This is a genomic window from Nonomuraea sp. NPDC046570 (assembly GCF_040645915.1).
GTDB lineage: Bacteria > Actinomycetota > Actinomycetes > Streptosporangiales > Streptosporangiaceae > Nonomuraea.
On sequence record NZ_JBEYZF010000006.1, the window covers coordinates 120934 to 143520 of the forward strand.

Sequence of the window (22587 nt, forward strand, 5' to 3'; positions counted from 1 at the left end):
CATGCTCGGATATATCACGAAGCGCTTTGGCGCGGCCATCCTCGTGCTGTTCGCGATCAGCGTCCTGGTCTTCCTGATCTTCTTCGCCACCCCCGGCGTGGACCCGGCCGCCCGCATCGCCGGAAAGAACGCCGACCCGGCCACCCTGGCCCAGGTCCGCGCCTCCTTCGGCCTCGACGAGCCACTGCCGATCCAGTACGCGATGATGATGAAGCACCTGTTCATCACCCACGACCTGACCTCGTTCGTGAACCGCGGCGTGATGGTGATCCCGCAGATCATCGACGCGATCCCGATCACGCTCTCCCTGGTCGTCGGCGCCGCGGTGATCTGGATGGTGCTCGGCGTCGTCATGGGCACCCTCGCCGGGGCCATGCGCGGCACGCTGGTCGACCCGCTGGTCATGCTGCTCGGCGTCTTCGGCGTCTCGCTGCCGGTCTACTGGCTGGGCGAGGTGGTCAACCTGATCACCCAGAAGGAGCTGCACGACTCGGTCTTCTCCTGGGTGCCGCCGCTCGGCTACGTGCCCTTCTCGCAGAGCCCCGGGCAGTGGGCGCTGCACCTGCTGTTCCCCTGGCTGACGCTGGCGCTGCTGTACGCGGGCATCTACGCCCGCCTGCTGCGCGGCGAGCTGATCAACGCGCTCAACGAGGACTACGTCCGTACGGCCCGCGCCAAGGGCCTGTCGGAGAGACGCATCCTGATCAAGCACGCGCTCAGATGCTCGCTGATCCCCATCGTGTCGCTGTTCGGCCTGGACTTCGGTGCGCTGGTCGGCGGCGCCGCGCTGCTCACCGAGGTGGTCTTCGGCCTGCCGGGCGTCGGCAAGCTCACCTACCAGGCGCTGCAGAACCTCGACCTGCCCGTGATCATGGGCACGGTGCTGTACGCCGCCTTCTTCGTCGTGCTGGCCAACGCCGTGGTGGACGTCCTGTACGCCCGGCTCGACCCGAGGGTGCGCCATGCTGCTTGACGTCCAGGACCTGCGGGTCCGCTTCGGCTCCTTCACCGCCGTCGACGGCCTGTCCTTCTCGGTACGGCAGGGCGAGGTCCTCGGCATCGTGGGAGAGTCCGGCTCGGGCAAGAGCGTGTCGATGATGGGCCTGCTCGGCCTCATCCGCACCCCAGGTGCGGAAATTTCCGGAAAAGTTACCTTTCGGGGCCGTGACCTGCTCGCCCTCAAGGACCGCGAGATGCGCGCGATCAGGGGCAAGGAGATCGCGATGATCTTCCAGGACCCGATGACCGCGCTCACCCCCGTCTACACCGTCGGCTGGCAGATCGCCGAGCAGATCCGCGCGCACGAGAAGGTGTCCAGGTCCGAGGCCCGCAAGCGGGCGATCGGCCTGCTGGAGGAGGTCGGCATCCCGGCCCCCGGCAAGCGGGTGGACGCCTACCCGCACGAGTTCTCCGGCGGCATGCGCCAGCGCGCGGTCATCGCGATGGCCCTGTCCTGCAGCCCCGCGCTGCTGATCGCCGACGAGCCCACCACCGCGCTCGACGTCACCACCCAGGCGCAGATCCTCGACCTGATGCGCCGCCTGCGCGACGACCACGGCTCGGCCATCGTCATGATCACCCACGACATGGGCGTCGTCTCCGAGACCGCCGACCAGGTCCTGGTCATGTACGGCGGCCGCGCGGTCGAACGCGGCCCGCGCCAGGCCGTCTTCCACCATCCGCGCCACCCCTACACCTGGGGCCTGCTCGACTCGGTCCCCCGGGTGGGCGGGCCGAGGGTACGCCGCCTCGCCACCATCCCCGGCACGCCCGGGGCCTCGACCGGCGGCGGCTGCCCCTTCGCCGACCGCTGCGCCCACCGCCACGCGGCCTGCGACGAGGCCCCGCCGCTCGTCGGCACCGACCATCTCGACGCCTGCTGGCTGCCGGCCGAGGAGAGGACCAGATGAGCGCGCTGCTGAAGGCCACCGACGTGGTCAAGCACTTCAAGGCCGTGCAGGCGGTCAACGGCGTCTCGCTGGAGGTGCGCGCGGGCGAGACCCTCGGTGTCGTCGGGGAGTCGGGCTGCGGCAAGTCCACGCTCGGCCGCTGCCTGGTCCGGCTGACCGACCTCACCTCGGGCACCGTGGAGTTCGACGGGCAGGACATCACCACGCTGTCGCGGCGCAGGCTCCGGCCGATCCGCAAAGGCGTGCAACTCGTCTTCCAGGACCCCTACGCCTCGCTCAACCCGCGCCGCACCGCGGGCGACGCCGTGGCCGAGCCGCTGCGCGTGCACAAGTACGGCGACGCCGCCGCCATCAGGCGGCGGGTGGCCGAGCTGTTCGACGTGGTCGGCCTGACCCGCGCGCACCTCGACCGCTACCCGCACGAGTTCTCCGGCGGCCAGCGCCAGCGCATCGGCATCGCCAGGGCCGTCGCGCTGTCGCCCAAGCTCGTCGTCGCCGACGAACCGGTCTCCGCGCTGGACGTCTCCGTGCAGGCCCAGGTGCTCAACCTCTTCGCCGACCTGCAGGAGGAGCTCGGGCTCACCTACGTGTTCATCGCCCACGACCTGGGCGTCGTACGGCACGTCTCGGACCGGATCGCGGTGATGTACCTCGGCGAGGTGGTCGAGGTGGCCGAGGCCGAGCGGCTCTACGACGCGCCCGCCCACCCCTACACCCGGGCGCTGCTGTCGGCCGTGCCGGAGATCGACGACGGGTCGGGGGCACCGCGCCGGGAGCGGATCGTGCTCACCGGGGACGTGCCCAACCCGATCGACCGGCCCTCCGGGTGCTCCTTCCACCCGCGCTGCCCGGTGGCGCAGGCGCGGTGCCGTACCGAACGGCCCGCCCTGCGCGTGGTCGGGGAGCGGCAGGTCGCCTGCCACTACCCCTCGATTGGGGGGAACGTCGCCGCGCATGGCACTCTGGTGGTGGATTGATCCGCCACGAGCGAATGGGGCGAGCGTGCAGAGCTGGCACGGACTCGAGGATGTGCCCGAGGGCAGGTCCGTGGTCACGATCGGCGTGTTCGACGGGGTGCACCGGGGGCACGCGCAGGTGATCGCGCGGGCTGTCGCCCTGGCCCGGGAGCTCGGGGTGCCCTGCGTCGCGCTCACTTTCGAGCCGAGGCCCGCCGAGGTGCTGCGGCCCGGCGCGCACCCGCCGAGGCTGGCGACCGCCAGGCGGCGCGCCGAGCTGATCGCGGACCTGGGCGCCGACGCGCTGTGCACGGTGCCGTTCACCGCCGAGCTGGCCAGGCAGGAGCCCGCCGAGTTCGCCCAGCAGGTGCTGGCGGACCGCCTGCACGCCGCGGGCGTCGTCGTCGGGGAGAACTTCACCTTCGGCCACCAGGCGGCGGGCGACCCCGAGCTGCTGCGCAAGCTCGGCGAGGAGTACGGCTTCGTCACCGAGGTGGTCCCGCTGCTGCCCGGCGTCTCCTCGACCTCGGTCAGGGAGCTGCTGGCCGCCGGAGACGTGGTGCGCGCCACCGCAGGGCTGGGCCGCCCGCACCGGGTGGAGGGCGTGGTGGTGCGCGGCTACCAGCGCGGCCGCCAGCTCGGCTTCCCGACCGCCAACGTCGAGTCGCCCCCGTACACCGCCATTCCCGCCGACGGCGTCTACGCGGGCTGGCTGCAGTGCGTGCCCAGCGGCAACCTGCCGCTCGCCTACGACGGCTGCCGCTGGCCGGCCGCCATCTCCGTCGGCACCAACCCCACCTTCGAGGGGGTCCCGCGCACCGTCGAGGCGTACGCCCTCGACCGCGACGACCTCGAGCTGTACGGCGTGCACGTGGCCGTCGACTTCGCCGCCAGGCTGCGCGGCAACACCAGGTTCGACTCCATCGAGGAGCTGGTCGCGCAGATCCACGCCGACGTCGACGAGACCCGCAGAGTGACGGCCTGAGCGAACCGGTGGACGCGAGCCCGCCCGGGCTGGTAATGAACGATGTGCCAGCGGTCGGATCGCGATGGTAACCTTGCATGTCGGCTCTGTAACGGTGGCGCTCCGCGCTGCCACTGATGCCTTCACGCGGCGACTGTAGGCACGCACGGTCGTTCGCATTCCTGTTCATCCGCGCGTGCCCGTAGATTGAAGGAGAGCCGTGTCCCTCGACACCGCTGCCAAGAAGGAAATCATCGCCGAGTACGCGACGGCCGAAGGCGACACCGGGTCGCCCGAGGTGCAGATCGCGCTGCTCAGCAAGCGCATCAGCGAGCTCACCGAGCACCTGAAGACGCACAAGCACGACCACCACAGCCGTCGTGGTCTGCTTCTGCTCGTCGGTCGTCGGCGTCGTCTGCTCAAGTACCTCATGAGCAACGACATCGCGCGCTACCGCTCGCTCATCGAGCGGCTCGGCCTGCGCCGATAGAGTGACGAGGGAGCGGCGCTCGCGCCGCTCCCTTCGCATATGGCCCGGCGCGTCGCACGTCGGCCACCCCGGGCACTGCCGTACAACTGAATATCCGAGACACACAAGCCCCCGCGTCCGCACAGCACCATGCGACCCGCGACGCCTGCGGGCCGGTCCTCGGTAGTGGCTTCCGGTAAGAACGACCGGGCGCTTCGATCGAAGACCGGCGCTGCACCTTACGAGGGTGCCGGTGAGAAATGGGCGCGGGAGACCGACCAAGGAGGTCCCCCGTGGAGGGTGTCCACACCGCCGAAGCCGTTATCGACAACGGAGCTTTCGGCACGCGCACGATCCGGTTCGAGACCGGGCGTCTGGCGCGCCAGGCGGCCGGTTCCGCCGTTGCCTATCTCGACACCGAGACGATGGTCCTGTCCGCGACCACCGCCTCGAAGAACCCGAAGGAAAACCTCGACTTCTTCCCGCTGACGGTGGACGTCGAGGAGCGGATGTACGCCGCGGGCCGCATTCCCGGCTCGTTCTTCCGCCGTGAGGGCCGTCCGTCCGAGGACGCCATCCTCACCTGTCGTCTCATCGACCGCCCGCTGCGCCCGTCCTTCGTCAAGGGCCTGCGCAACGAGGTCCAGGTCGTGGCGACGATCATGTCGCTGCACCCCGACCACCTGTACGACGTGGTCGCCATCAACGCCGCCTCGCTGTCCACCCAGCTGGCCGGCCTGCCCTTCTCGGGCCCGATCGGCGGCGTCCGCGTCGCCCTGATCGAGGGCCAGTGGGTCGCCTTCCCGACCCACCCCGAGCTGGAGAACGCCACCTTCGACATGGTGGTGGCCGGTCGCGTGCTGGCCGACGGCGACGTCGCGATCATGATGGTCGAGGCCGAGTCCACCAAGGACACGCTCAAGCTGGTCGCCCAGGGTGCGATCGCTCCCAACGAGGAGACCATCGCCCAGGGCCTGGAGGCGGCCAAGCCGTTCATCAAGGTGCTGTGCGAGGCGCAGTCCAAGGTCGCCAAGGTCGCGGCCAAGGAGACCGCCGAGTTCCCGGTCTTCCTCGACTACCAGGACGACGTCTTCGAGGCCGTCTCCGGCGCGGTGAAGACCGAGCTGGCCGCCGCGCTGACCATCGCCGGCAAGCAGGAGCGCGAGACCGAGCTGGACCGGGTCAAGGCCCTGGCCGCGGAGAAGGTCGTCGCCGACTTCGAGGGCCGTGAGAAGGAGGTCAGCGCCGCCTACCGCTCGCTGACCAAGAAGCTCATGCGCGAGCGGGTCATCAGCGAGGGCGTCCGCATCGACGGCCGCGGCCCGAAGGACATCCGCGCCCTGTCGGCCGAGGTCCACGTGATCCCGCGGGTGCACGGCTCGGCCCTGTTCGAGCGCGGCGAGACCCAGATCATGGGCGTCACCACGCTGAACATGCTGCGCATGGAGCAGATGATCGACACGCTCAACCCCGAGCGGACCAAGCGCTACATGCACAACTACAACTTCCCGCCCTACTCCACCGGTGAGACCGGTCGGGTGGGCTCGCCCAAGCGGCGTGAGATCGGCCACGGCGCGCTCGCCGAGCGGGCGCTGATCCCGGTCCTGCCGACGCGCGAGGAGTTCCCCTACGCGATCCGCCAGGTCTCCGAGGCTCTCGGCTCCAACGGCTCCACCTCGATGGGCTCGGTCTGCGCCTCGACGATGGCGCTGCTGGACGCCGGTGTGCCGCTCAAGGAGATGGTGGCCGGCATCGCCATGGGCCTCATCGGCGAGGGCGACACCTACGTCACGCTGACCGACATCCTCGGCGCCGAGGACGCCATGGGCGACATGGACTTCAAGGTCGCCGGCACCAAGGACGTCATCACCGCCCTGCAGCTCGACACCAAGCTCGACGGCATTCCCGCCTCCGTGCTGGCCGCCGCGCTGAAGCAGGCCAAGGGCGCCCGCCTGGCGATCCTCGACGTGATGCAGGAGGCGATCGACTCTCCGGCGGAGATGAACCCGACCGCGCCGCGCATCATCACCATCAAGGTCCCCGTGGACAAGATCGGCGAAGTCATCGGCCCGAAGGGCAAGATGATCAACCAGATCCAGGACGACACGGGCGCCGAGATCACCATCGAGGACGACGGCACGATCTACATCGGCGCCACCGACGGCCCCGCCGCGGAGGCCGCGCGCAGCGCCATCAACGCCATCGCCAACCCGCACATGCCGGAGGTCGGCGAGCGCTACCTGGGCACGGTCGTGAAGATCGCCGCGTTCGGCGCCTTCGTCTCGCTCATGCCCGGCAAGGACGGCCTGCTGCACGTCTCGCAGATCCGCAAGCTGCACGGCGGCAAGCGGATCGAGAACGTCGAGGACGTCATGAACGTCGGCGAGAAGGTCCAGGTGGAGATCGCCGAGATCGACGGTCGCGGCAAGCTGTCCCTGGTGCCCGTCGAGGTCATCGAGAAGGAGGCGGCGGCCAAGGCCGAGTCCGGCTCCGACGCGGGCGCCGAGTCCGGGTCCGGTTCCGGCGAGGCGCCCGAGGCTCCGGCCGCCGAGGCGCCGCGCGAGGAGCGGCCCCGCCGTACCCGTACCCGTACCCGTGGCACCGCCGGCGGAGGGGAAGACCGCAACTCGTGACCACCACCACGCTGCACCCCGGCAAAGACGGCGCCGGGGTCGTGAGGCGCACCGTCCTCCCCGGTGGGCTGCGCGTGGTGACCGAGACCATGCCGACCGTGCGAAGTGTCGCGGTCGGCATGTGGGTCGGCATCGGCTCGCGTGACGAGGCCCCCGAGCACACCGGGGCCACCCACTTCCTCGAACACCTGCTGTTCAAGGGGACGCCCACCCGGGACGCCATGGAGATCTCGGCGTCCATCGAGGGCATCGGCGGAGAGATCAACGCCTTCACCGCCAAGGAGTACACCTGCTACTACGCGCGCGTGCTCGACGAGGACCTGCCGCTGGCCCTCGGCGTGCTCGCCGACGTGGTGACCTCCTCGCTGATCACCGCCGAGGACGTCGAGTCGGAGCGCGGGGTGATCCTCGAAGAGATCGCCATGCACGACGACGACCCGTCCGACGTGGTGCACGAGGCCTTCTCGGCCGCGCTGTACGGCGACTCGCCGATCGGCAGGCCGATCCTCGGCACCGTCGACTCGATCAACGAGCTGCCGCGCGAGCGGATCGTGGAGTACTACCGCACCTACTACCAGCCTCCGCGCACCGTCGTCTCGGTGGCGGGCAACGTCCGCCACGAGGACGTCGTGGAGCTGGTGGCCAGGGCGTACGAGCGGGCGGGCGCGCTCTCCGGCGCGACCGAGTTCGCCCCGCCGCGCACCTCGGGCCCGGGTGCGGAGACGCACTCCAGGGTGCGGGTGGTCGACCGGCCGACCGAGCAGGCCAACATGGTGCTCGGCACGACCGGCATGACCCGCACCGACGACCGCCGCTTCGCCCTGGGCGTGCTCAACGCGGCGCTCGGCGGCGGCATGTCCTCCCGGCTGTTCCAGGAGATCCGGGAGAAGCGCGGCCTGGCCTACTCCGCCTACAGCTACACCTCCGCCTACGCGGACACGGGCCAGTTCGGCATCTACGTCGGCTGCCTGCCGACCAAGATCGACGATGTGCTCAAGATCTGCCGTGACGAGGTGCTCAGGGTGGTGGCCGAGGGGATCACCGAAGAGGAGATCGCCCGCGGCAAGGGTCAGATGCGCGGCGGCCTCGTCCTCGGCCTGGAGGACACCGGCTCGCGGATGTCGCGCATCGGCAAGAACGAACTGGTCTACGACGAGCTGATGTCGGTGGACGAGGTGCTGTCCCGGATCGAGTCGGTCACCCCCGAGGACATCGGCGAGGTGGCCAGGGACGTCCTGAGCCGCCCGCTGACCCTCGCGGTGATCGGCCCCTACGGCGACAAGGACTTCACCCCGGCGATCGCTTAGGCCGTGACGAGCCGCCACCCCGGCGCGGGTCTCTCCGCGCCAGGGTGGCGGCTCGCCGCGCGTTTCAGCCACCGGCGGTCCTGACCGGCCCGGTGGCGGCGGGCGCGGGCCGAGGCCAGTAATGTGTGCCTGTGATCAGGGTTGGAGTGCTTGGCGCCCGCGGGCGCGTCGGTGTCGAGGTGTGCAAGGCCGTCGAGTCTGCCCCCGACATGGAGCTGGTGGCGGCCCTCGACCAGGGCGACCCCATCGAGGGACTGGCGGGGGCGCAGGTGGTGGTCGACTTCACCCACCCCGACGCCGTCATGGGCAACCTCGAATGGGCCATCTCCCACGGCGTGCACCCCGTGGTCGGCACCACCGGCTTCGACGCCGGGCGGCTGGAGACCGTGCGCGGCTGGCTGGCCGGCAATCCCGGCGTCAACTGCCTCATCGCCCCCAACTTCGGCATCGGCGCGGTCCTGATGATGCACTTCGCCCAGCAGGCCGCCCGCTACTTCGACTCGGTGGAGATCATCGAGCTGCACCACCCGAACAAGGCCGACGCCCCCTCCGGCACCGCCCGGCGTACCGCCGAGCTGGTCGCCGAGGCGCGGGCCAAGGCCGGGCGCGGCGCGATGCCCGACGCGACCAGCGCCGAACTCGACGGCGCGCGCGGCGCCGACGTCGACGGCGTCCACGTGCACGCGGTACGGCTGGCCGGCCTGATCGCCCACCAGGAGGTCCTGCTCGGCGGCGACGGCGAGACCCTGACGATCAGGCACGACACGATGAACCGCGCCTCCTTCACCCCCGGCGTACTGCTCGGCGTGCGCCGGGTCGGCGAGCTGCCCGGCCTGACCGTCGGCCTGGAGCACCTGCTCGACCTCTGAAGACAACGTGCCCACGGCCGGGTGACGGCCGTGGGCACGCTGAACAAGGGGGTTCCCGGCTCCGCACAGCCGGCTCGATGATCACACTAATACCCCGCCCGATATTCGATGGAAACGTGCGGGCGTGTCGAAGAGGATGGCCGACATGGTGAGATGGGCGACGGCCGGGGAACTGCCCGGCCTGGTAGAGGTGGAGTTGGCCGCCGACGGCCTGTTCGCGGACGTGGGCATCACGTTCCCGCCGGGCACGACCATGGTCGAGGAGGCCGGGGACCCCGGGACGGTGCTCGTCGAGGGGGAGCCGCCGCGCGGGTTCGCGATGGTCGGCCTGGTCGACGGCAATGTGCACCTGGACCAGCTCGCCGTACATCCCGGCCACATGCGCCAGGGCATCGGCGCGCGGCTGCTGGCCGCGGTCTGCGACCACGCGGACGCCGTGGGCGCGCCCGGCGTCACCCTGACCACCTTCCGGGACGTGCCGTGGAACGCGCCGTGGTACGCCAGGCACGGCTTCGAGACGCTGCCCCCGCAGGACCAGGGGCCGGAACTGCGCGCTCTCGTCCGGCACGAACGCGAGATCGGGCTGGAGGTGGCGCCTCGGGTCGTCATGCGCAGGGCCGGATACCATCAGGGGCGTGAGCCGGTTTCGTGATGAATTGTGGCAGGTCGTAGCAGGTGTCTACGGGGAGATCCTGGCTCATCCGTTCCTCACGGGGCTGACCGACGGCACCCTGCCCAGGGAGGTCTTCCGCCACTACGTGGTGCAGGAGGCGCACTTCCTGCCCGACTACGCGCGGGCGCTGGCCGCCTGCGCGGCCCGCTCGCCCGAGCCCGCCGCCGTGCACCGCTTCGCCCGCGACGCGGCGATGACCGTCGAGGTCGAGCACAGCCTGGTCGTCGAGCTGCTGGCCGCGTTCGGGCTGGACGAGGCTGACGCCCGCAAGGCGCCGGTCGGCCCCACCACCGTCGGCTACACCTCCTACCTGGTGCGCACCTGCTCGCTCGGCACCTTCCCCGAGGCGCTCGGCGCCATCGTGCCCTGCTACTGGATCTACGCCCGCGTCGGCGAGAAGCTGCTCGCCCAGTCCTCACCCGACCCGCTCTACGCCTGGTGGATCGAGACCTACGGCGGCGAGGGCTACCAGGAGACGGTCGCCGGGGTGCTGGACCTGCTCGACGGGTTGGCGCTGAGCGCCGACGAACGCCAGCGGCTGCTGGAGCGCGCGCTCACCACCGCCCGCTTCGAGTGGCTGTACTGGGACTCGGCCTGGCGGCAGGAGACCTGGCCGTGCGGCTGAGGGACCTCACCCAGACCGACCACCTCGCGCTGAAGGTGCTGACCGGGCACGACCTGCTCGACCGGCGGGTACGCGGCGTCTCGACCACGGACCTGCCCGATCCGGCCAGGTTCGTCAAGCCGGGCGAGCTGGTGCTGACCGAGCTGACCTGGCACGCCGGGGCCGACTCGTCGCGGCGCTTCGTCGCCGGGCTGGGCGAGGTCGCGGCGCTGGTCGCGGGCACGGCGCTGATGGTGCCGCCCGCCGACCTGATCGACGCCTGCGCCGAGGCCGGGCTGCCGCTGCTGACGCTGCCGGTCGACGTGCCGTTCAGCCAGCTCACCGAGTACGTCCTGCGCGGCCTGATCGAGGAGCTGGGGGCGGCCCCGCGCCGGCCGTACGGCTCGCGCAGACGGCTGGCCAGCACCCTCGTCGACGGCGGCAGCCTCACCAAGCTGGTCACCGCCGTGGCGGGCGAGCTGGACGTGCCCTGCTGGGTGATGTCCGCCACCGGCCGGGTGATCGTCGGCTCGCAGGCGCTCAGCGAGCAGGCCAGGGCCCGGCTGGCGCACACCTTCCTCACCGCCCGGTTCCTGCCTGGGATGGCCGTGCAGGACGACGGTACGACGCTGTCGGTGTTCCCGGTCAGCAAGGGGGCGCCGCACCGGATCGCCAACTGGTTCCTCGCCTACGCGGGCGAGCAGGTGCAGGGCGACAACGAGGACCTGGTCGTGGAGCTGGCGGCGCTGGTCGCCCTGGAGCGCTCCCGCCTGGAGGCCGCCCAGCGGATCGAGCGGCGGGTGCTGGACCAGCTCCTGGAGCTGCTCGCCTCGGGGGAGGCGTCGCTGCCCGGCGTGGTGTCGCGGCTGCACACGCTGCACGTGGAGACGGAGCACGGGCTGGTGGCCGTGGCGCTGGCGGCGGGGGCGGCGGAGGTGGGCGTCGTCGTACTCGACGAGTTGCTGCGGCCGCTCGCGCCCGGGGTCGTGACCGCCGCCGAGCACGAGGCGGTGGCGCTGGTGCCGCTGGCGGGCAACAGCGCCGACGAGCTGGCCGCGCACCTGCTCAAGGGTGCCCGCACGCTGGAGGCGGGCCTCGGCGAGGAGCGGATCACGCTCGGCGTCAGCAGCGTCACCTCCGGCCCCGCCGGGCTGAGCAGCCTGATCGAGGAGGCCAGGCACGCCCGTACGCTGGCCTCGCTCGGCGCGGGCCGGGTCAGCGTCGTCACCGGCGAGGACGTCAGCTCGCACCGCACCCTCCTGGCCGCCATCCCCAGCGAGCTGAGACGCTCCTTCAGAGCCCGGCTGCTGGGCCGCCTGGAGTCCTACGACGCCACCAACCAGACCGACCTGCTGGAGACCCTGGAGACCTTCCTGGAGGAATCAGGCTCCTGGACCACAACCGCGGAACGCCTCCACGTCCACGTCAACACCCTCAGATACCGCCTCAAACGCATCGAGGAACTCACCGGCAGATCCCTGAACTCCTGGGACGAACGAGTGGACTTCCTACTGGCGCTCCGCATGCGTTGACTTCGTGAAACCCTCACCGCACAGTAGATCGACCGTGACGGCCGTGGCGAGCGAGATACGCATGCTGTTCGCCTTTGATCCGTGGCGTTCGGCGATCCTGCTTCTTGGTGGCGACAAGTCCGGCAACTGGATCGGGTGGTAGCGCAAGGCGATCCCCCGAGCCGAGGAGCTGTTCGCGACCTATCTGAGGGAACGAGAAGAGGGGGAGCGTCGATGACGAAGAGTTACAGCAAGTGGGATCGTGAGGCGGAGGCGGCCAAGGTCGGTCCCGGAAGGATGGCCGAGGCCAAGCGGAAGCTTGACACCTATGTCGATGCCTGGCACCTGGCGGAGCGGCGGAAGAACGCGGGGCTGACCCAGGAAGAAGTGGCCGAGATCATGGGAGTCACGAAGAGTCGGGTGTCGCAGATCGAGCGCGGCGAAGTGGCTTCCATCCCAGTGCTGGCTCGCTATGTGGAGGCGATCGGCGGGCGACTCAACCTGACTGCCGAGTTCCCCGAGAGCACCCTGAAGCTCCGCGACGTGGTGTGACCGTTCGGCGGATCCCGCAGCCGCTGGTCGGGATTGCGGCCCACCGCGCCGGAGTGGGCTGCGGCGCGGTAGGCGGAACTATCGGCTAGTTCGCCGCGTAGGTCTCCAGTTCGGCCAGGTAGGCGTCCTTGATGTGGCGGGGGAGCCAGGTGATTTCGAAGGCGTTGCGTTCCACCTGGAGGAGTTCCTCGCGGGAGAGGTTGAGGGCCGCCAGGTTCTCCTGGACGTAGCCGGGGAAGTAGGCGGGGTCGTCGGAGTTGATCGTGACGCGGACGCCCAGGTCGAGGAGCTTGCGGATGCCCTCGGCCTTCATCGAGTCGGTGACGATCCCGTTGGAGATCGGGCAACAGGTCAGGCCGATGCCCTTGGCCAGGATCTCCTCCACCAGCGCCGGGTCCTCCAGGATGTTGACGCCGTGGTCGATCCGGTCGACGCCGATGTCCTGGATCGCCTGCCGGATGTGCTCGACGGAGTTCTCCTGGTCGACGTCGCAGTGCATGGTCAGCAGGTAGCCCTCCTGCCGCGCCCGCTCGTACACCGCCGCGAACTTGGCCGGCGGGTTGCCCTTCTCGTCGGAGTCGAGGCCGACGCCGACGATCCACTCCTTGTACGGCAGCGACTCCAGCAGCGTCGCCATGGCGTACTCGGCCTGGAAGTCGCGCAGGAAGCACATGATGAGCTGCGCCCGGATCCCGAGCTGCTTCTCGGCGTCGAGGAGCGCGCGGCGCAGCCCGCGGATCAGCACGTCGAACGGCACGCCGCGCGAGGTGTGCGCCTGCGGGTCGAAGAAGATCTCCGCGTAGCGCACGTTCTGCGAGGCGGCCTTGCGCAGGTACGCCATGGCCAGGTCGTAGAAGTCCGGCTCCGTGCGCAGCACCTGCATGCCCTCGTAGTAGACCGTCAGGAACGACGGCAGGTCGTCGAAGGCGTAGGCGGCGCGCATCTCCTCCACCGAGGAGTACGGCAGCGCGAGGCCGTTGCGCCGGGCCAGCTCGAACTTGAGCTCCGGCTCCAGCGTCCCCTCGATGTGCAGGTGAAGCTCACACTTGGGCAGCCCGGCGATGAAGTCCTGCATTGCTATGCCTCCACGAAAGGGTCGACGATCTCCAGTTTGACGCAGTCGACCAGTCCCAGGTCGGTGACCGCGTAGTCGGGGATGGCGGTGATGGACAGGAAGAACAGGTACATCAGCGGCGACGGCAGCGCGCAGCCCAGCTCGCGGGCCAGGTCGTCGAGCCGCTGCTCGCGTACGGCCATCTCGGCCGCGGGCAGGTCGGAGACGATGCCGCCGACGGGCAGCGGCAGGCTCTCGCGCACCTCGCCGTCGACGACCACGACCTGGCCGCCGCCGAGGCGGACGACCTCGTTGACCGCCAGTGCCATGTCCGCGCGGGAGGCGCCGACACAGATGATGTTGTTGTCGTCGGGGGCGGCGCTGGTGGCGATCGCGCCTTCGCGCAGGCCCATGCCGCTGACCATGGCGACCGGCATGTTGCCGGTCTTGCCGTACCGCTCGACGACCGTGACCAGCAGCGCGTCGTCGGCGACGGACGGCTCGACCAGGCCGCCGGTGACCGGCAGCGTGACGTCGCGCCGCTTGCGGACGAAGACCTGCTCGGTGAAGCCGAGCGTGAGCACGGTCACCGAGGAGGCGCCCTCGGGGGCGCGCAGGGCCAGGTCGTCGGCGGTGAGCTCGCGGACGGGGAAGGGGGCGACCTCGCCGCGGGACGGCGGCACGGTCGGGGTGATCATGGAGCCGTCACGGGCGACAAGTGAGCCCGCCGCGACGACCTCGCGGACCCGGAAGTCCTCCAGCGAGTCCACGATCAGCACGTCGGCGTACCGGCCGGGGGCGATGCTGCCGACCAGGTGGTCGATCCGGTACATCTCCGCGCAGTTCACGGTCGCCATCTGGATCGCGGTCACCGGGTCGACGCCCGCCTTCACCGCCATCCTGATCATCTTGTCCACGTGTCCGCCGGCCAACACGTCCGCGGCGTGCACGTCGTCGGTGCAGAACGCGACCCTGCGCGCCCCGGCCTTGGCCACGACCTGGATGTTCTCCTCCAGGAAGTGGGCCACCGAGGACTCGCGGATGATCGCGTAGATGCCCTGGCGGAGCTTCTCCAGCATCTCCTCGTGCGAGTAGGACTCGTGGTCCAGCCGGATGCCGGCCGCCGCCAGGCCGCCGATGCGGCGCGCGTCGGAGAGCGGGGCGCAGCCGAAGACCGGCAGGCGGTGCGCCTCGGCCAGCTCCAGCGCCTCCATCACGGCGGGGTCGCCGTGCTCGACCATCTCCTGGACGGTCTCCCAGATGCCGACGCACTCGGGCCACTGGTGGGCCTCGCGGTGCTCGGCGGGGCCGAAGGTGTGGCCGACGGTGGACTCGGGCACCGTGTACGGGGCCTTGGCGGGCGCGCCCCACCAGATGCGCATGCCGGTCCGCTTGGACTCGTCCAGGAAGCGCCGCACGCCCGGCAGGCCCTCGACGACGAGGATCTGGTCCAGGCCGGACACCACGCTGGTGGTGCCGAACGGCACGACCAGGTCGGCGAAGCTGGTGACCGAGAGCTTGCTGCACTCGATGTGCAGGTGCCCGTCGATCAGGCCGGGGACGAGGTAGCCGCCCTTCGCGTCGATGATCCGGGTCCGCGGGCCCCGCTCCAGCGCGGGACCGACGGCGGCGATCCTGGTGCCGCTGATGCCGACCTCGGCCGGGTACACCTCGCCGGTCAGCACGTTGACGAGGGTGCCGTTCGTGATGATCGTGTCAGCCGGGGCGCGGCCGTAGGCCACGTCGAGCAGGGACATCAAAGCGCCTTTCCGAGAACGGGGACGGTCTGCACGGCCGGGCGCCGGTCGAGCGCGGCGTACACGGCGCCGGCGACCAGGAAACCGGCGAAGATGCTGAAGTCGGAGCCGCCGGTGGCCGCGGAGATCGGGCCGACGAAGACGGTGGAGTTGATCCACAGCGCGGCGGCGGCCATGCCGACCACCTGGGCGATGATCGCGGACCAGCGCACCTGGCCGGGCCCGGTCTCGTCGAACAGCGCCTCGGCGTCGTAGCGGCCCTTCCTGCGCAGCCAGTCGGTCACGTAGACGCCCGCCCAGGGAGCCAGCCAGATGATCAGCAGGCTGAGGAAGTTCGTCAGCATCGTGTTGAAGGAGTCCGAGGTCACCGCCACGTAGGTGATGCCGACGCAGAGGATCAGGTCGCCCACGACCGCGACCCACCGCTTCACCTTGACCCCGGCCGCCTGCAGGTTCAGGCCCGAGGAGTACAGGTCGGTGGTGTTGACCGCGAACAGCGTCACGATCGCCAGCACCAGGTACGGCACGACGAACCAGCCCGGCAGCGCCCCCGGCAGCCCGGAGATCGGGTCCCCGGCGTCGGCGACCACGGTGGCCACGGCCGCGCCCAGCGTCATCAGCAGCACATAGGGGACGAACCCACCGAGGAAGGCGTACCCGAAGACGGCCTTCTTGGAAGAGTCGGCGGGCAGGTAGCGGGAGTAGTCACCGCCGAGCGGCCCCCACGACAGGCCGCCGGCCGACATGACCAGCGCCACGGCCATGGTGAAGGTGGCGAAGTCGGCCGAGCCGCCGCCGGTCACGTCCACCTTGGGCCCGACCAGGATCGCCATCACGCCGAACAGCAGCACGAACACCCAGGTGAAGTACTTCTGCGCCTTCATCACCGCGGCGTGCCCGATGAGCGGCAGCACCAGCTGGATGACGGCGGCGACCAGGATGACCGCCACCTTCAGGCCGAGGCCCTGGTCGGTGACGCCCATCTGGTCCAGCAGCGACAGGGAGGCGAGCGTGATCAGCACCATGCCACCGGCCTCGAAGCCGACCATGTTCAGCCAGCCGAAGAAGCTGAGCGCCCTGGCGCCCTTGGGCCCGTAGGCGGCCCTGGAGACGGCCATCGTCGAGGTGCCGGTCGCCGGGCCCTGCAGGCTGGTCAGGCCGACCAGCGGGAAGGCCAGCAGGTTGCCGATCACGATCGCGGCCAGCGCCTGCCAGAAGCTCAGCCCGAAGGAGATGATGACGGTGCCGTAGACGAGGGTGAAGATGCCCATCGTCGTGCCCGACCAGAGGAAGAGCAGGTCACGCGGGCGGCCGTACCTCTCTCCGGCCGAGACCAGTTCGATCCCGCGTTGCTCCATAGTGCCCCTCCAGATGTCACCGACATACCGTGCTCAGTGAACCAGGGGGTGTTGACCTGCGCGTTTATGAAACCATACGAGCCTGGGTGTGGCGTTTGTACCGCGCTACAAAGTGATCGCCAAGCCGACGCTGAACAGCAGGCCGTAGGCCATCTGCAGCTTGCCCGTCTGCTGCAGCGCGCCGATCAGCGCGGGGCCCGTCGCGCCGCCGAGCACGGTCTTCACCGGGGGGGCCGCCAGCGGGAGGGCCAGCAGGGTCAGGGCGGTCCACGGCGTGGCGACGACCAGGGCCAGGGCGATCACGAAGGGCAGGATCAGGCCCGTGGCGTACAGCTTGCGGGTGGCGGGGGCGCCGAGGACGACGGCGAGGGTGCGCTTGCCCGCGGGGGCGTCGGTGACGATGTCGCGCAGGTTGTTGACCACGAGCATCGAGCACGACAGCAGTCCGGCCGGGACCGCCGCCGCGAACTGCAGCCAGTGCAGGCTCTCCGTCTGCACGTACGCGGTGCCGACCACGGCGACCAGGCCGAAGAAGACGAAGACCGAGATCTCGCCCATCGCGCGGTAGCCGTACGGGCTGCCGCCGCCGGTGTAGAACCAGGCGGCGGCGATGGCGGCCAGGCCGACCAGCAGCAGCCACCAGGCGCCGGTGGCCACGACCAGCGCGAGCCCGGCGACCGCGGCGGCGGCGAAGCAGCCGAGCGCGGCGGCCAGCACCTGCTTCGGCGTGGCCGCGCGGGAGCCGACCAGGCGCATCGGGCCCACCCGGTCGTCGTCGGTGCCGCGGATGCCGTCGCTGTAGTCGTTGGCGTAGTTGACGCCGATCTGCAGCAGCAGTGCCACCAGCAGGGCGACCAGCGCCCGCCACCAGACGGGCTCGCCCAGGTGGATCGCCACGCCGGTGCCGATCGCCACGGGGACGACGGCCGAGGGAAGGGTTCGCGGGCGGGCGCCGGCGACCCACTGGCTCGGGGTGGCCACGGTGTTGCCTTTCGAGGAGCTGCTAGCTGATGTCGGTGGTGAGCCTGACCATACGGACCGGCCTGCCCATGTCGAGCACCCGCTCCGCCATGTCCTCGCCCCAACCGGCCGACTCCAGGAAGCCGAGCATCGCGTGGTTGTCTGCGAACACCCAGGTCACGATCGTCTGGAAGCCGTCCTCGCGCAGGTGGTCGACGGTCGCGTTGAGCAGCCGGCTGCCGTGGCCCCGGCGCACGAAGTCGGGGTCGACCAGCAGGGTCAGCATCTCGGCCGTCACCGTCGGGTCCTGGTCGGGGTCCTCGGCGGGGGCGTGCGAGGCCAGTCCGACGACCCGCTCGCCGCCGCGCGGCGTGGCGGGCGCGTTGGCGCCGCCCAGGCCGAGCGCGGGGAAGCCCTCGGTGTCGAGGATGGTCTCCACCGCCACCAGCACCCGGTGCATGCGCGTGGGCGGGGCGACGATCGCCTCGTCCCACTGCCGCAGCCACATCTTCTCGGCCGCCGGGCCGGTCATCTGCTCCAGTGGCCCCTCGGGGAGGAAATCCCGATAGCCGTAGCGCCAGGCGCGGATCTGAGTGTTCGCAACCTGGAGAACATCCTCGCGCCGGGCCGCCCGGACGCCTACGTCTGCCATCTCGGCCCGCTCCTTCGCCTGCCGTCGTGCCCACGACCGGAGGATCTCGGAGGCACGAGTTACACCGTATCGGTGATTGAGCCCTGGCGATGACGTGATCCGCTCGCCACCTGCCTTCTGGCCCGGTATGCGCGCGTCTTGGCGCGGTTGCCGCAGACCCTCATCGAGCACCATGAGCGGGAACGATTCTTCGAGGAGTCGACGAAAGCCCATTGGCAGCCCACTTCGCCGCAGACTTTCAAACGTTCCCATCCACCGTCCGCGCGGGCCGCCACGACGGCCGCCGAGATCATCGCCAGCCCACCCCTGACCCCCTCCTCGATCGGGACGAGCACCGGCGTGTCGCCCGCCACGACCTTGAGCGGCAGGACGGGCAGCTTGTACGGCAGGCGGCTCAGCGCGGCCCGCAACCCTTCGCGCAGGGCCAGCGCGATCGCGAGCTCCTCCTCCCCGGCCCGGTCGCCCGCGCCCGCCAGGCCGCGCTCACGCAGCCACAGCGCCAGCTCGGCGGGCGAGGACAGCTCGTCGGTGTCCCTGTCCAGGTCGTAGGTGTTCACGAAGTCGCGGACAAGTTCCGCCGGTCCTGCCATGACACCACTGTACGCCTGTAGGGGGTTGTGCGATCAAAGACACCGGCATAACGTGTTTAATGGTGTCCAATATCGGATGGAGGATTGTCCATGATCGTCAGAACCTGGCGCGGGTGGACCAGAACCGCCGACGCCGACGACTACGCCGCCTACCTGAGCCGCACCGGCCTGCCCGGCTACACCGGCACACCGGGCAACCAGGGCGCCTACTTCACCAGGCGCGACAAGGACGGCCGGACCGAGTTCTTCCTGATCTCGCTCTGGGAGTCGTGGGAGGCCATCAAGGCGTTCGCCGGCGACGAACCCGCCAAGGCGGTCTTCTACCCGCGGGACGACGCGTTCCTGGTCGACCGGGAGCTGACCGTCGAGCACTACGACGTCTTCGTCACCGCCTGATACGCCGCGGCCAGGCGGCGCACCCCTTCGGTGAGCTCGGCGAGGTGGGTGGCGGCGACGTGGGTGACGCGCAGGCGCGGGCCCGGGGGCTCCGACGGGTAGTACATCCGGCCGGGGCTGACCAGCACGCCCTGGCGGCCGGCCTCCTCCACCACGGCGTCCTCGGAGACGTGCGGCGGTAGCCGTACCCACAGGTGCAGGCCGCCCTGGGGGAGCAGGTGGAGCTCGGCTTCGGGCAGGCGGGCCGTCAGGGCCGCCGCGAGGGCGTCGCGGCGGGCCGTGAGATCGGCTGTGACGGCCGAAAGGTGGCGGGTCCAGGCTGGAGAGCCGACGAACTCCAGCGCGGTCTCCTGCAGCGGCCTGGCCACGACGAACGACTCCACCAACTGGCTCGCGCGCAGCCGGTGGGCGGCCGGGCCGCGGGCGATCACGGCGGCCAATCTGAGACCCGGCGCCAGGATCTTGGTGAGCGAGTTGACATGCACGACCGTGCCGTGCGCGTCCATGCTCACCATCGGCGCGGGCGCCCGCGGCATCAGGTAGCGCGCGTAGTCGTCCTCGATCACGAACGCGCCCGCCGCCCGCGCCACCGCGAGCACCTGCTCCCTGCGCTCCCTCGGCAGCGTGGCGCCCGTGGGATTGTGCAGCGTCGGCTGGCAGTAGAAGACCCGCGCCCCGGTCACCGCGAACGCCTCGGCCAGCAGATCCGGCAGCACCCCGTCCCGATCCATGGGGACGGCGGTCGCCCGCAGTCCCGCCGCCTTGGCCGCCGCCAGCGCCCCCGGATAGGTGGGCGTCTCCACCAGCAGCGGCGTCCCCGGCGCGGCCAGCGCCCTGAACGCGTGCGTGAGCGCCGCCTGCCCGCCGCTCACGATCAGAGTGTCCGACCCCGTCACATCCCCTCCCGCCTGCGCCGCGAACCACCTGCGCAACTCGGTCAGCCCCGCCAGCGGCGGCAGCGCCCACGCGTCCGGGCGGCGTACCGCCCGCGCCGCCGCCGCGGCGAGCTGCCGGTCGGGCCGCAGCGACGGGTTCAGATAGCCGCCGGTCAGCGGGATGACGCCGTCGGGCGGCGGGGTGAGCAGGACGGTGACGCCCGACGCGTCCACCACGCGGTCGCCGAGCGCCACGGTCTGCCAGTCCAGGTCGAGGGCGGCGGAGGTGGGGGCGGGCGGCTGGGAGACGTACGCGCCGCTGCCCGGCCTGGTGACCACCCGCCCCTCGGCGGCGAGCCTGCCGAGCGCCCGGGACACGGTGACCGGGCTGACCCCGTGGCGGCGCACCAGCTCCCTGCTGGACGGCAGCCGATCGCCCGCCCGCAGCCCGCTGAGCTCCTCCCGCAGGATCGCGGCGATCTGAGCGATACTGCTATCCTGGTTCATGAAAAATCAGGATAGCGCTATCGTCGCGGAGAGGGTAGCGGTCAACCCCGCCCGGCGCGGCACCACGCTGGCCTTCCTCGGCGTGCTGGCCTTCTCCGGCTCCATTCCCGCGACCGTGTACGCGATGCGCGGCTTCGACCCCTGGCTCGTCGCCATCGGCCGCGCCCTGATCGCCGCGGTGATCGCGCTCATCTGCCTCAAGGCCGCCCGCGTCCCCCTGCTGCCGCCCCGCGCCCAGTGGCGCTCGTACGCCCTGATCTCCCTGGGCGTCGTCTTCGGCTTCCCCGTCTTCAGCAGCCTCGCCCTCGATCTGGGCGCGAGCACCGCGCACGCGGCCGTCATCGTCGGCCTGCTGCCCGCCGCCACCGCCGCCTTCGCGGTCCTGCGCGCGGGCGAACGCCCCCGCCCGGTCTTCTGGGCCGCCTGTACGGCCGGAGCCTTGTCGATCACCGTGTTCACCCTGTCGCAGGGCGGCGGCAGCGCCTCGCTGGCCGACTTCCTCATGATCGGCGCGCTGCTGTCGGCGGCACTCGGGTACACCGAGGGCGGGCGGCTGGCCCGGGACGAGCCCGGCTGGCGGGTCATCTCCTACGCGCTGGTGCTGTCCCTGCCGATCACCCTGCCGGTCACCGCCGTCCTCGCCGCCACCACGCCCATCACCCTCAGCGCCGACGCCCTCGCCGGGTTCGCCTACGTCGGAGGCGTGTCCATGTTCCTCGGCTTCATCCCCTGGTACGCGGGTCTGGCCCTGGGGGGAATCGCCCGCGCCGGGCAGGTGCAGCTCGTCCAGCCGCTGCTCACGCTGGTGTGGGCGTGGCTGCTCCTGGGAGAGAGGTTCGGCCTGGCCACCGTCGCGGGGGCGCTCGCCGTCCTCGTGTGCGTGGCGATCACGCAGCGGAGTCGTAGCTGATCCTGCTTGCGCGACGTGACAGTCGAGCGCAGGATGGGGGCAGGAGGTGTCACATGGAGGACCTCGAGATTCCCGACGGCGGCTTCTGGCCGGCGCCGGAGATCCCGCAGCCCAACATCTATCCGATGGAGTGGCGGGTCGAGACCGAGAAACTGGCGGCCATCTACGAGAAGTCCAAGCGCATGGTCTGGAACCCCGCCGACCTGCCCTGGGACGGCATCGACCCGGACGACTTCACCGTGGAGCAGCGGCTCGGGATCATGTACTGGTTCTCCGTGCTGGCGAACTTCGACGCCTCCGGGCCCGCCGTGTTCGCGCGCGCCACCATCCAGGCGTTCGAGAAGCACGAGGAGGATCCGGTCCGCAAGTGCTTCTTCTCGATCACCCGTGACGAGATGAACCACGAGGAGTGCTGCCAGCGGACCATCGCCCGCCTGTGGCCCGGCGGACCGCTGAACTGGACCCCGGTCACCGACCTGGAGAAGGCCGCGCACAACAACATCGGCTGGCTCTACCACAACGGCGGCCGCTACTGGACGGGCTACAGCAGCGCGGTCGGCAAGTACTCCCTGCCGGTGCTATTCACCAGTTTCATGATGGGGGAGATGGCCGCCTCCACCCTGTTCAGGGGGATGGCGTCCGGGACCCGGCATCCGGTGTTCGGCGAGATGTTCCAGAAGATCGGGCGGGATGAGTCCAGGCACCTGCAGATCTGCATGACGATCCTGGAGAACGAGTGGCCCGGCCTGACCGACGACACCAAGTCGCTCATCACCCGGCAGCTCCGGGCCGGGTTCGTGTTCCTGTCGATGATCCTGTGGGAGCCGCCCGAGGGGTTCTGGGAGCTGCCGCCGTACTTCCTGCACAACCACCGCGTGCTGATGGACCACGCGCGGGACGCCGGGCTGGGCGTGCTGTCCTACGAGGAACAGGCGGAGAACTGGCGCGTCGCCATGGCCCGCATCCGCGCCATCGTGGAACGCTGGGGCATCGCCTTCCCGGCAATCCCCGAACTCGACATCGAGGGCATCCCGGTCGACTTCCTGGACCCAGAGGAGATCATCCCGGTGTTCTAGCGGG

Annotated in this window: 22 protein-coding genes; 15 read left to right on the forward strand and 7 right to left on the reverse strand. The window is 70.6% G+C overall.

What is annotated here, in order from left to right; all coding sequences use genetic code 11:
* Nucleotide 1 precedes the first annotated feature (1 nt).
* From ABZ911_RS12450 to ABZ911_RS12505, 12 genes are all read left to right on the forward strand, one after another.
* The gene (locus tag ABZ911_RS12450; protein WP_358054624.1) at nt 2-973 is read left to right on the forward strand and encodes an ABC transporter permease; all 972 of its coding nucleotides are present in this window, start codon (nt 2-4) and stop codon (nt 971-973) included.
* Nucleotides 963-1910 (forward strand): ABC transporter ATP-binding protein, encoded by a 948-nt coding sequence (locus ABZ911_RS12455; protein WP_358054625.1) that lies wholly within the window; start codon nt 963-965, stop codon nt 1908-1910. Before ABZ911_RS12450 ends, ABZ911_RS12455 begins: the two co-directional genes overlap by 11 nt.
* Nucleotides 1907-2887, forward strand: coding sequence for a dipeptide ABC transporter ATP-binding protein (locus tag ABZ911_RS12460; RefSeq protein ID WP_358054626.1), 981 nt, complete (start codon nt 1907-1909; stop codon nt 2885-2887). Before ABZ911_RS12455 ends, ABZ911_RS12460 begins: the two co-directional genes overlap by 4 nt.
* A 25-nt stretch (nt 2888-2912) precedes the next feature.
* Entirely contained in the window at nt 2913-3851 is a 939-nt protein-coding gene (locus ABZ911_RS12465; RefSeq protein ID WP_358054627.1) for a bifunctional riboflavin kinase/FAD synthetase, read from the forward strand.
* A 199-nt stretch (nt 3852-4050) separates the two neighbouring features.
* A complete protein-coding gene (rpsO, locus tag ABZ911_RS12470; RefSeq protein WP_358054628.1) occupies nt 4051-4320 on the forward strand; it encodes a 30S ribosomal protein S15 in 270 nt (89 codons plus the stop codon).
* Nucleotides 4321-4592: 272 nt separating this feature from the next.
* Nucleotides 4593-6932 carry a polyribonucleotide nucleotidyltransferase gene (locus ABZ911_RS12475; RefSeq protein ID WP_358054629.1) on the forward strand — a complete coding sequence of 780 codons (2340 nt, stop codon included), beginning with the start codon at nt 4593-4595 and terminating at the stop codon, nt 6930-6932.
* Nucleotides 6929-8239: a pitrilysin family protein gene (locus ABZ911_RS12480; RefSeq protein ID WP_358054630.1), complete on the forward strand. Its 1311-nt coding sequence runs from the start codon at nt 6929-6931 to the stop codon at nt 8237-8239. Before ABZ911_RS12475 ends, ABZ911_RS12480 begins: the two co-directional genes overlap by 4 nt.
* A gap of 131 nt (nt 8240-8370) precedes the next feature.
* Nucleotides 8371-9108 carry a 4-hydroxy-tetrahydrodipicolinate reductase gene (gene dapB / locus ABZ911_RS12485; RefSeq protein WP_358054631.1) on the forward strand — a complete coding sequence of 246 codons (738 nt, stop codon included), beginning with the start codon at nt 8371-8373 and terminating at the stop codon, nt 9106-9108.
* A gap of 124 nt (nt 9109-9232) precedes the next feature.
* On the forward strand, nt 9233-9760 hold the full coding sequence (locus ABZ911_RS12490; protein WP_358054632.1) for a GNAT family N-acetyltransferase: 528 nt from the start codon (nt 9233-9235) through the stop codon (nt 9758-9760).
* A complete protein-coding gene (locus ABZ911_RS12495; RefSeq protein WP_358054633.1) occupies nt 9744-10406 on the forward strand; it encodes a TenA family protein in 663 nt (220 codons plus the stop codon). Before ABZ911_RS12490 ends, ABZ911_RS12495 begins: the two co-directional genes overlap by 17 nt.
* The gene (locus tag ABZ911_RS12500; RefSeq protein ID WP_358054634.1) at nt 10397-11917 is read left to right on the forward strand and encodes a helix-turn-helix domain-containing protein; all 1521 of its coding nucleotides are present in this window, start codon (nt 10397-10399) and stop codon (nt 11915-11917) included. The genes ABZ911_RS12495 and ABZ911_RS12500 overlap by 10 nt, the downstream gene beginning before the upstream one ends.
* A 213-nt stretch (nt 11918-12130) precedes the next feature.
* Complete coding sequence (locus ABZ911_RS12505) at nt 12131-12448, forward strand: helix-turn-helix transcriptional regulator (RefSeq protein ID WP_358054635.1); 318 nt, start codon at nt 12131-12133, stop codon at nt 12446-12448.
* An 85-nt stretch (nt 12449-12533) separates the two neighbouring features.
* On the opposite strand, the gene ABZ911_RS12510 is transcribed toward ABZ911_RS12505, so the two are convergent.
* The 6 genes from ABZ911_RS12510 to ABZ911_RS12535 all read right to left on the reverse strand — a co-directional run bounded on the left by ABZ911_RS12510 (nt 12534) and on the right by ABZ911_RS12535 (nt 18819).
* Nucleotides 12534-13523, reverse strand: coding sequence for an adenosine deaminase (locus ABZ911_RS12510; RefSeq protein WP_358054636.1), 990 nt, complete (start codon nt 13521-13523; stop codon nt 12534-12536).
* A 2-nt stretch (nt 13524-13525) separates the two neighbouring features.
* On the reverse strand, nt 13526-15259 hold the full coding sequence (locus tag ABZ911_RS12515) for an adenine deaminase C-terminal domain-containing protein (protein ID WP_358054637.1): 1734 nt from the start codon (nt 15257-15259) through the stop codon (nt 13526-13528).
* A complete protein-coding gene (locus tag ABZ911_RS12520) occupies nt 15259-16617 on the reverse strand; it encodes a cytosine permease (RefSeq protein WP_358054638.1) in 1359 nt (452 codons plus the stop codon). The genes ABZ911_RS12515 and ABZ911_RS12520 overlap by 1 nt, the downstream gene beginning before the upstream one ends.
* A gap of 105 nt (nt 16618-16722) precedes the next feature.
* Complete coding sequence (locus ABZ911_RS12525; RefSeq protein WP_358054639.1) at nt 16723-17598, reverse strand: 1,4-dihydroxy-2-naphthoate polyprenyltransferase; 876 nt, start codon at nt 17596-17598, stop codon at nt 16723-16725.
* Between the two features lie 22 nt (nt 17599-17620).
* Nucleotides 17621-18229, reverse strand: coding sequence for a GNAT family N-acetyltransferase (locus ABZ911_RS12530; RefSeq protein WP_358054640.1), 609 nt, complete (start codon nt 18227-18229; stop codon nt 17621-17623).
* 59 nt (nt 18230-18288) lie between these two features.
* Entirely contained in the window at nt 18289-18819 is a 531-nt protein-coding gene (locus ABZ911_RS12535; RefSeq protein ID WP_358054641.1) for a CGNR zinc finger domain-containing protein, read from the reverse strand.
* A gap of 90 nt (nt 18820-18909) precedes the next feature.
* On the opposite strand from ABZ911_RS12535, the gene ABZ911_RS12540 reads away from it, so the two are divergent.
* A complete protein-coding gene (locus ABZ911_RS12540; protein ID WP_358054642.1) occupies nt 18910-19215 on the forward strand; it encodes a hypothetical protein in 306 nt (101 codons plus the stop codon).
* Here ABZ911_RS12540 and ABZ911_RS12545 read toward each other — a convergent pair.
* Nucleotides 19191-20597, reverse strand: a complete 1407-nt coding sequence (locus ABZ911_RS12545) for a PLP-dependent aminotransferase family protein (protein ID WP_358054643.1) — start codon at nt 20595-20597, stop codon at nt 19191-19193. The genes ABZ911_RS12540 and ABZ911_RS12545 overlap by 25 nt on opposite strands.
* On the opposite strand from ABZ911_RS12545, the gene ABZ911_RS12550 reads away from it, so the two are divergent.
* Together ABZ911_RS12550 and ABZ911_RS12555 are read left to right on the forward strand one after the other, a co-directional pair.
* Entirely contained in the window at nt 20596-21507 is a 912-nt protein-coding gene (locus tag ABZ911_RS12550; protein WP_358054644.1) for a DMT family transporter, read from the forward strand. The two genes, ABZ911_RS12545 and ABZ911_RS12550, sit on opposite strands and share 2 nt — an antisense overlap.
* Nucleotides 21508-21560: 53 nt before the next feature.
* Nucleotides 21561-22583: a hypothetical protein gene (locus tag ABZ911_RS12555; protein ID WP_358054645.1), complete on the forward strand. Its 1023-nt coding sequence runs from the start codon at nt 21561-21563 to the stop codon at nt 22581-22583.
* The last annotated feature ends 4 nt before the right edge of the window (nt 22584-22587 follow it).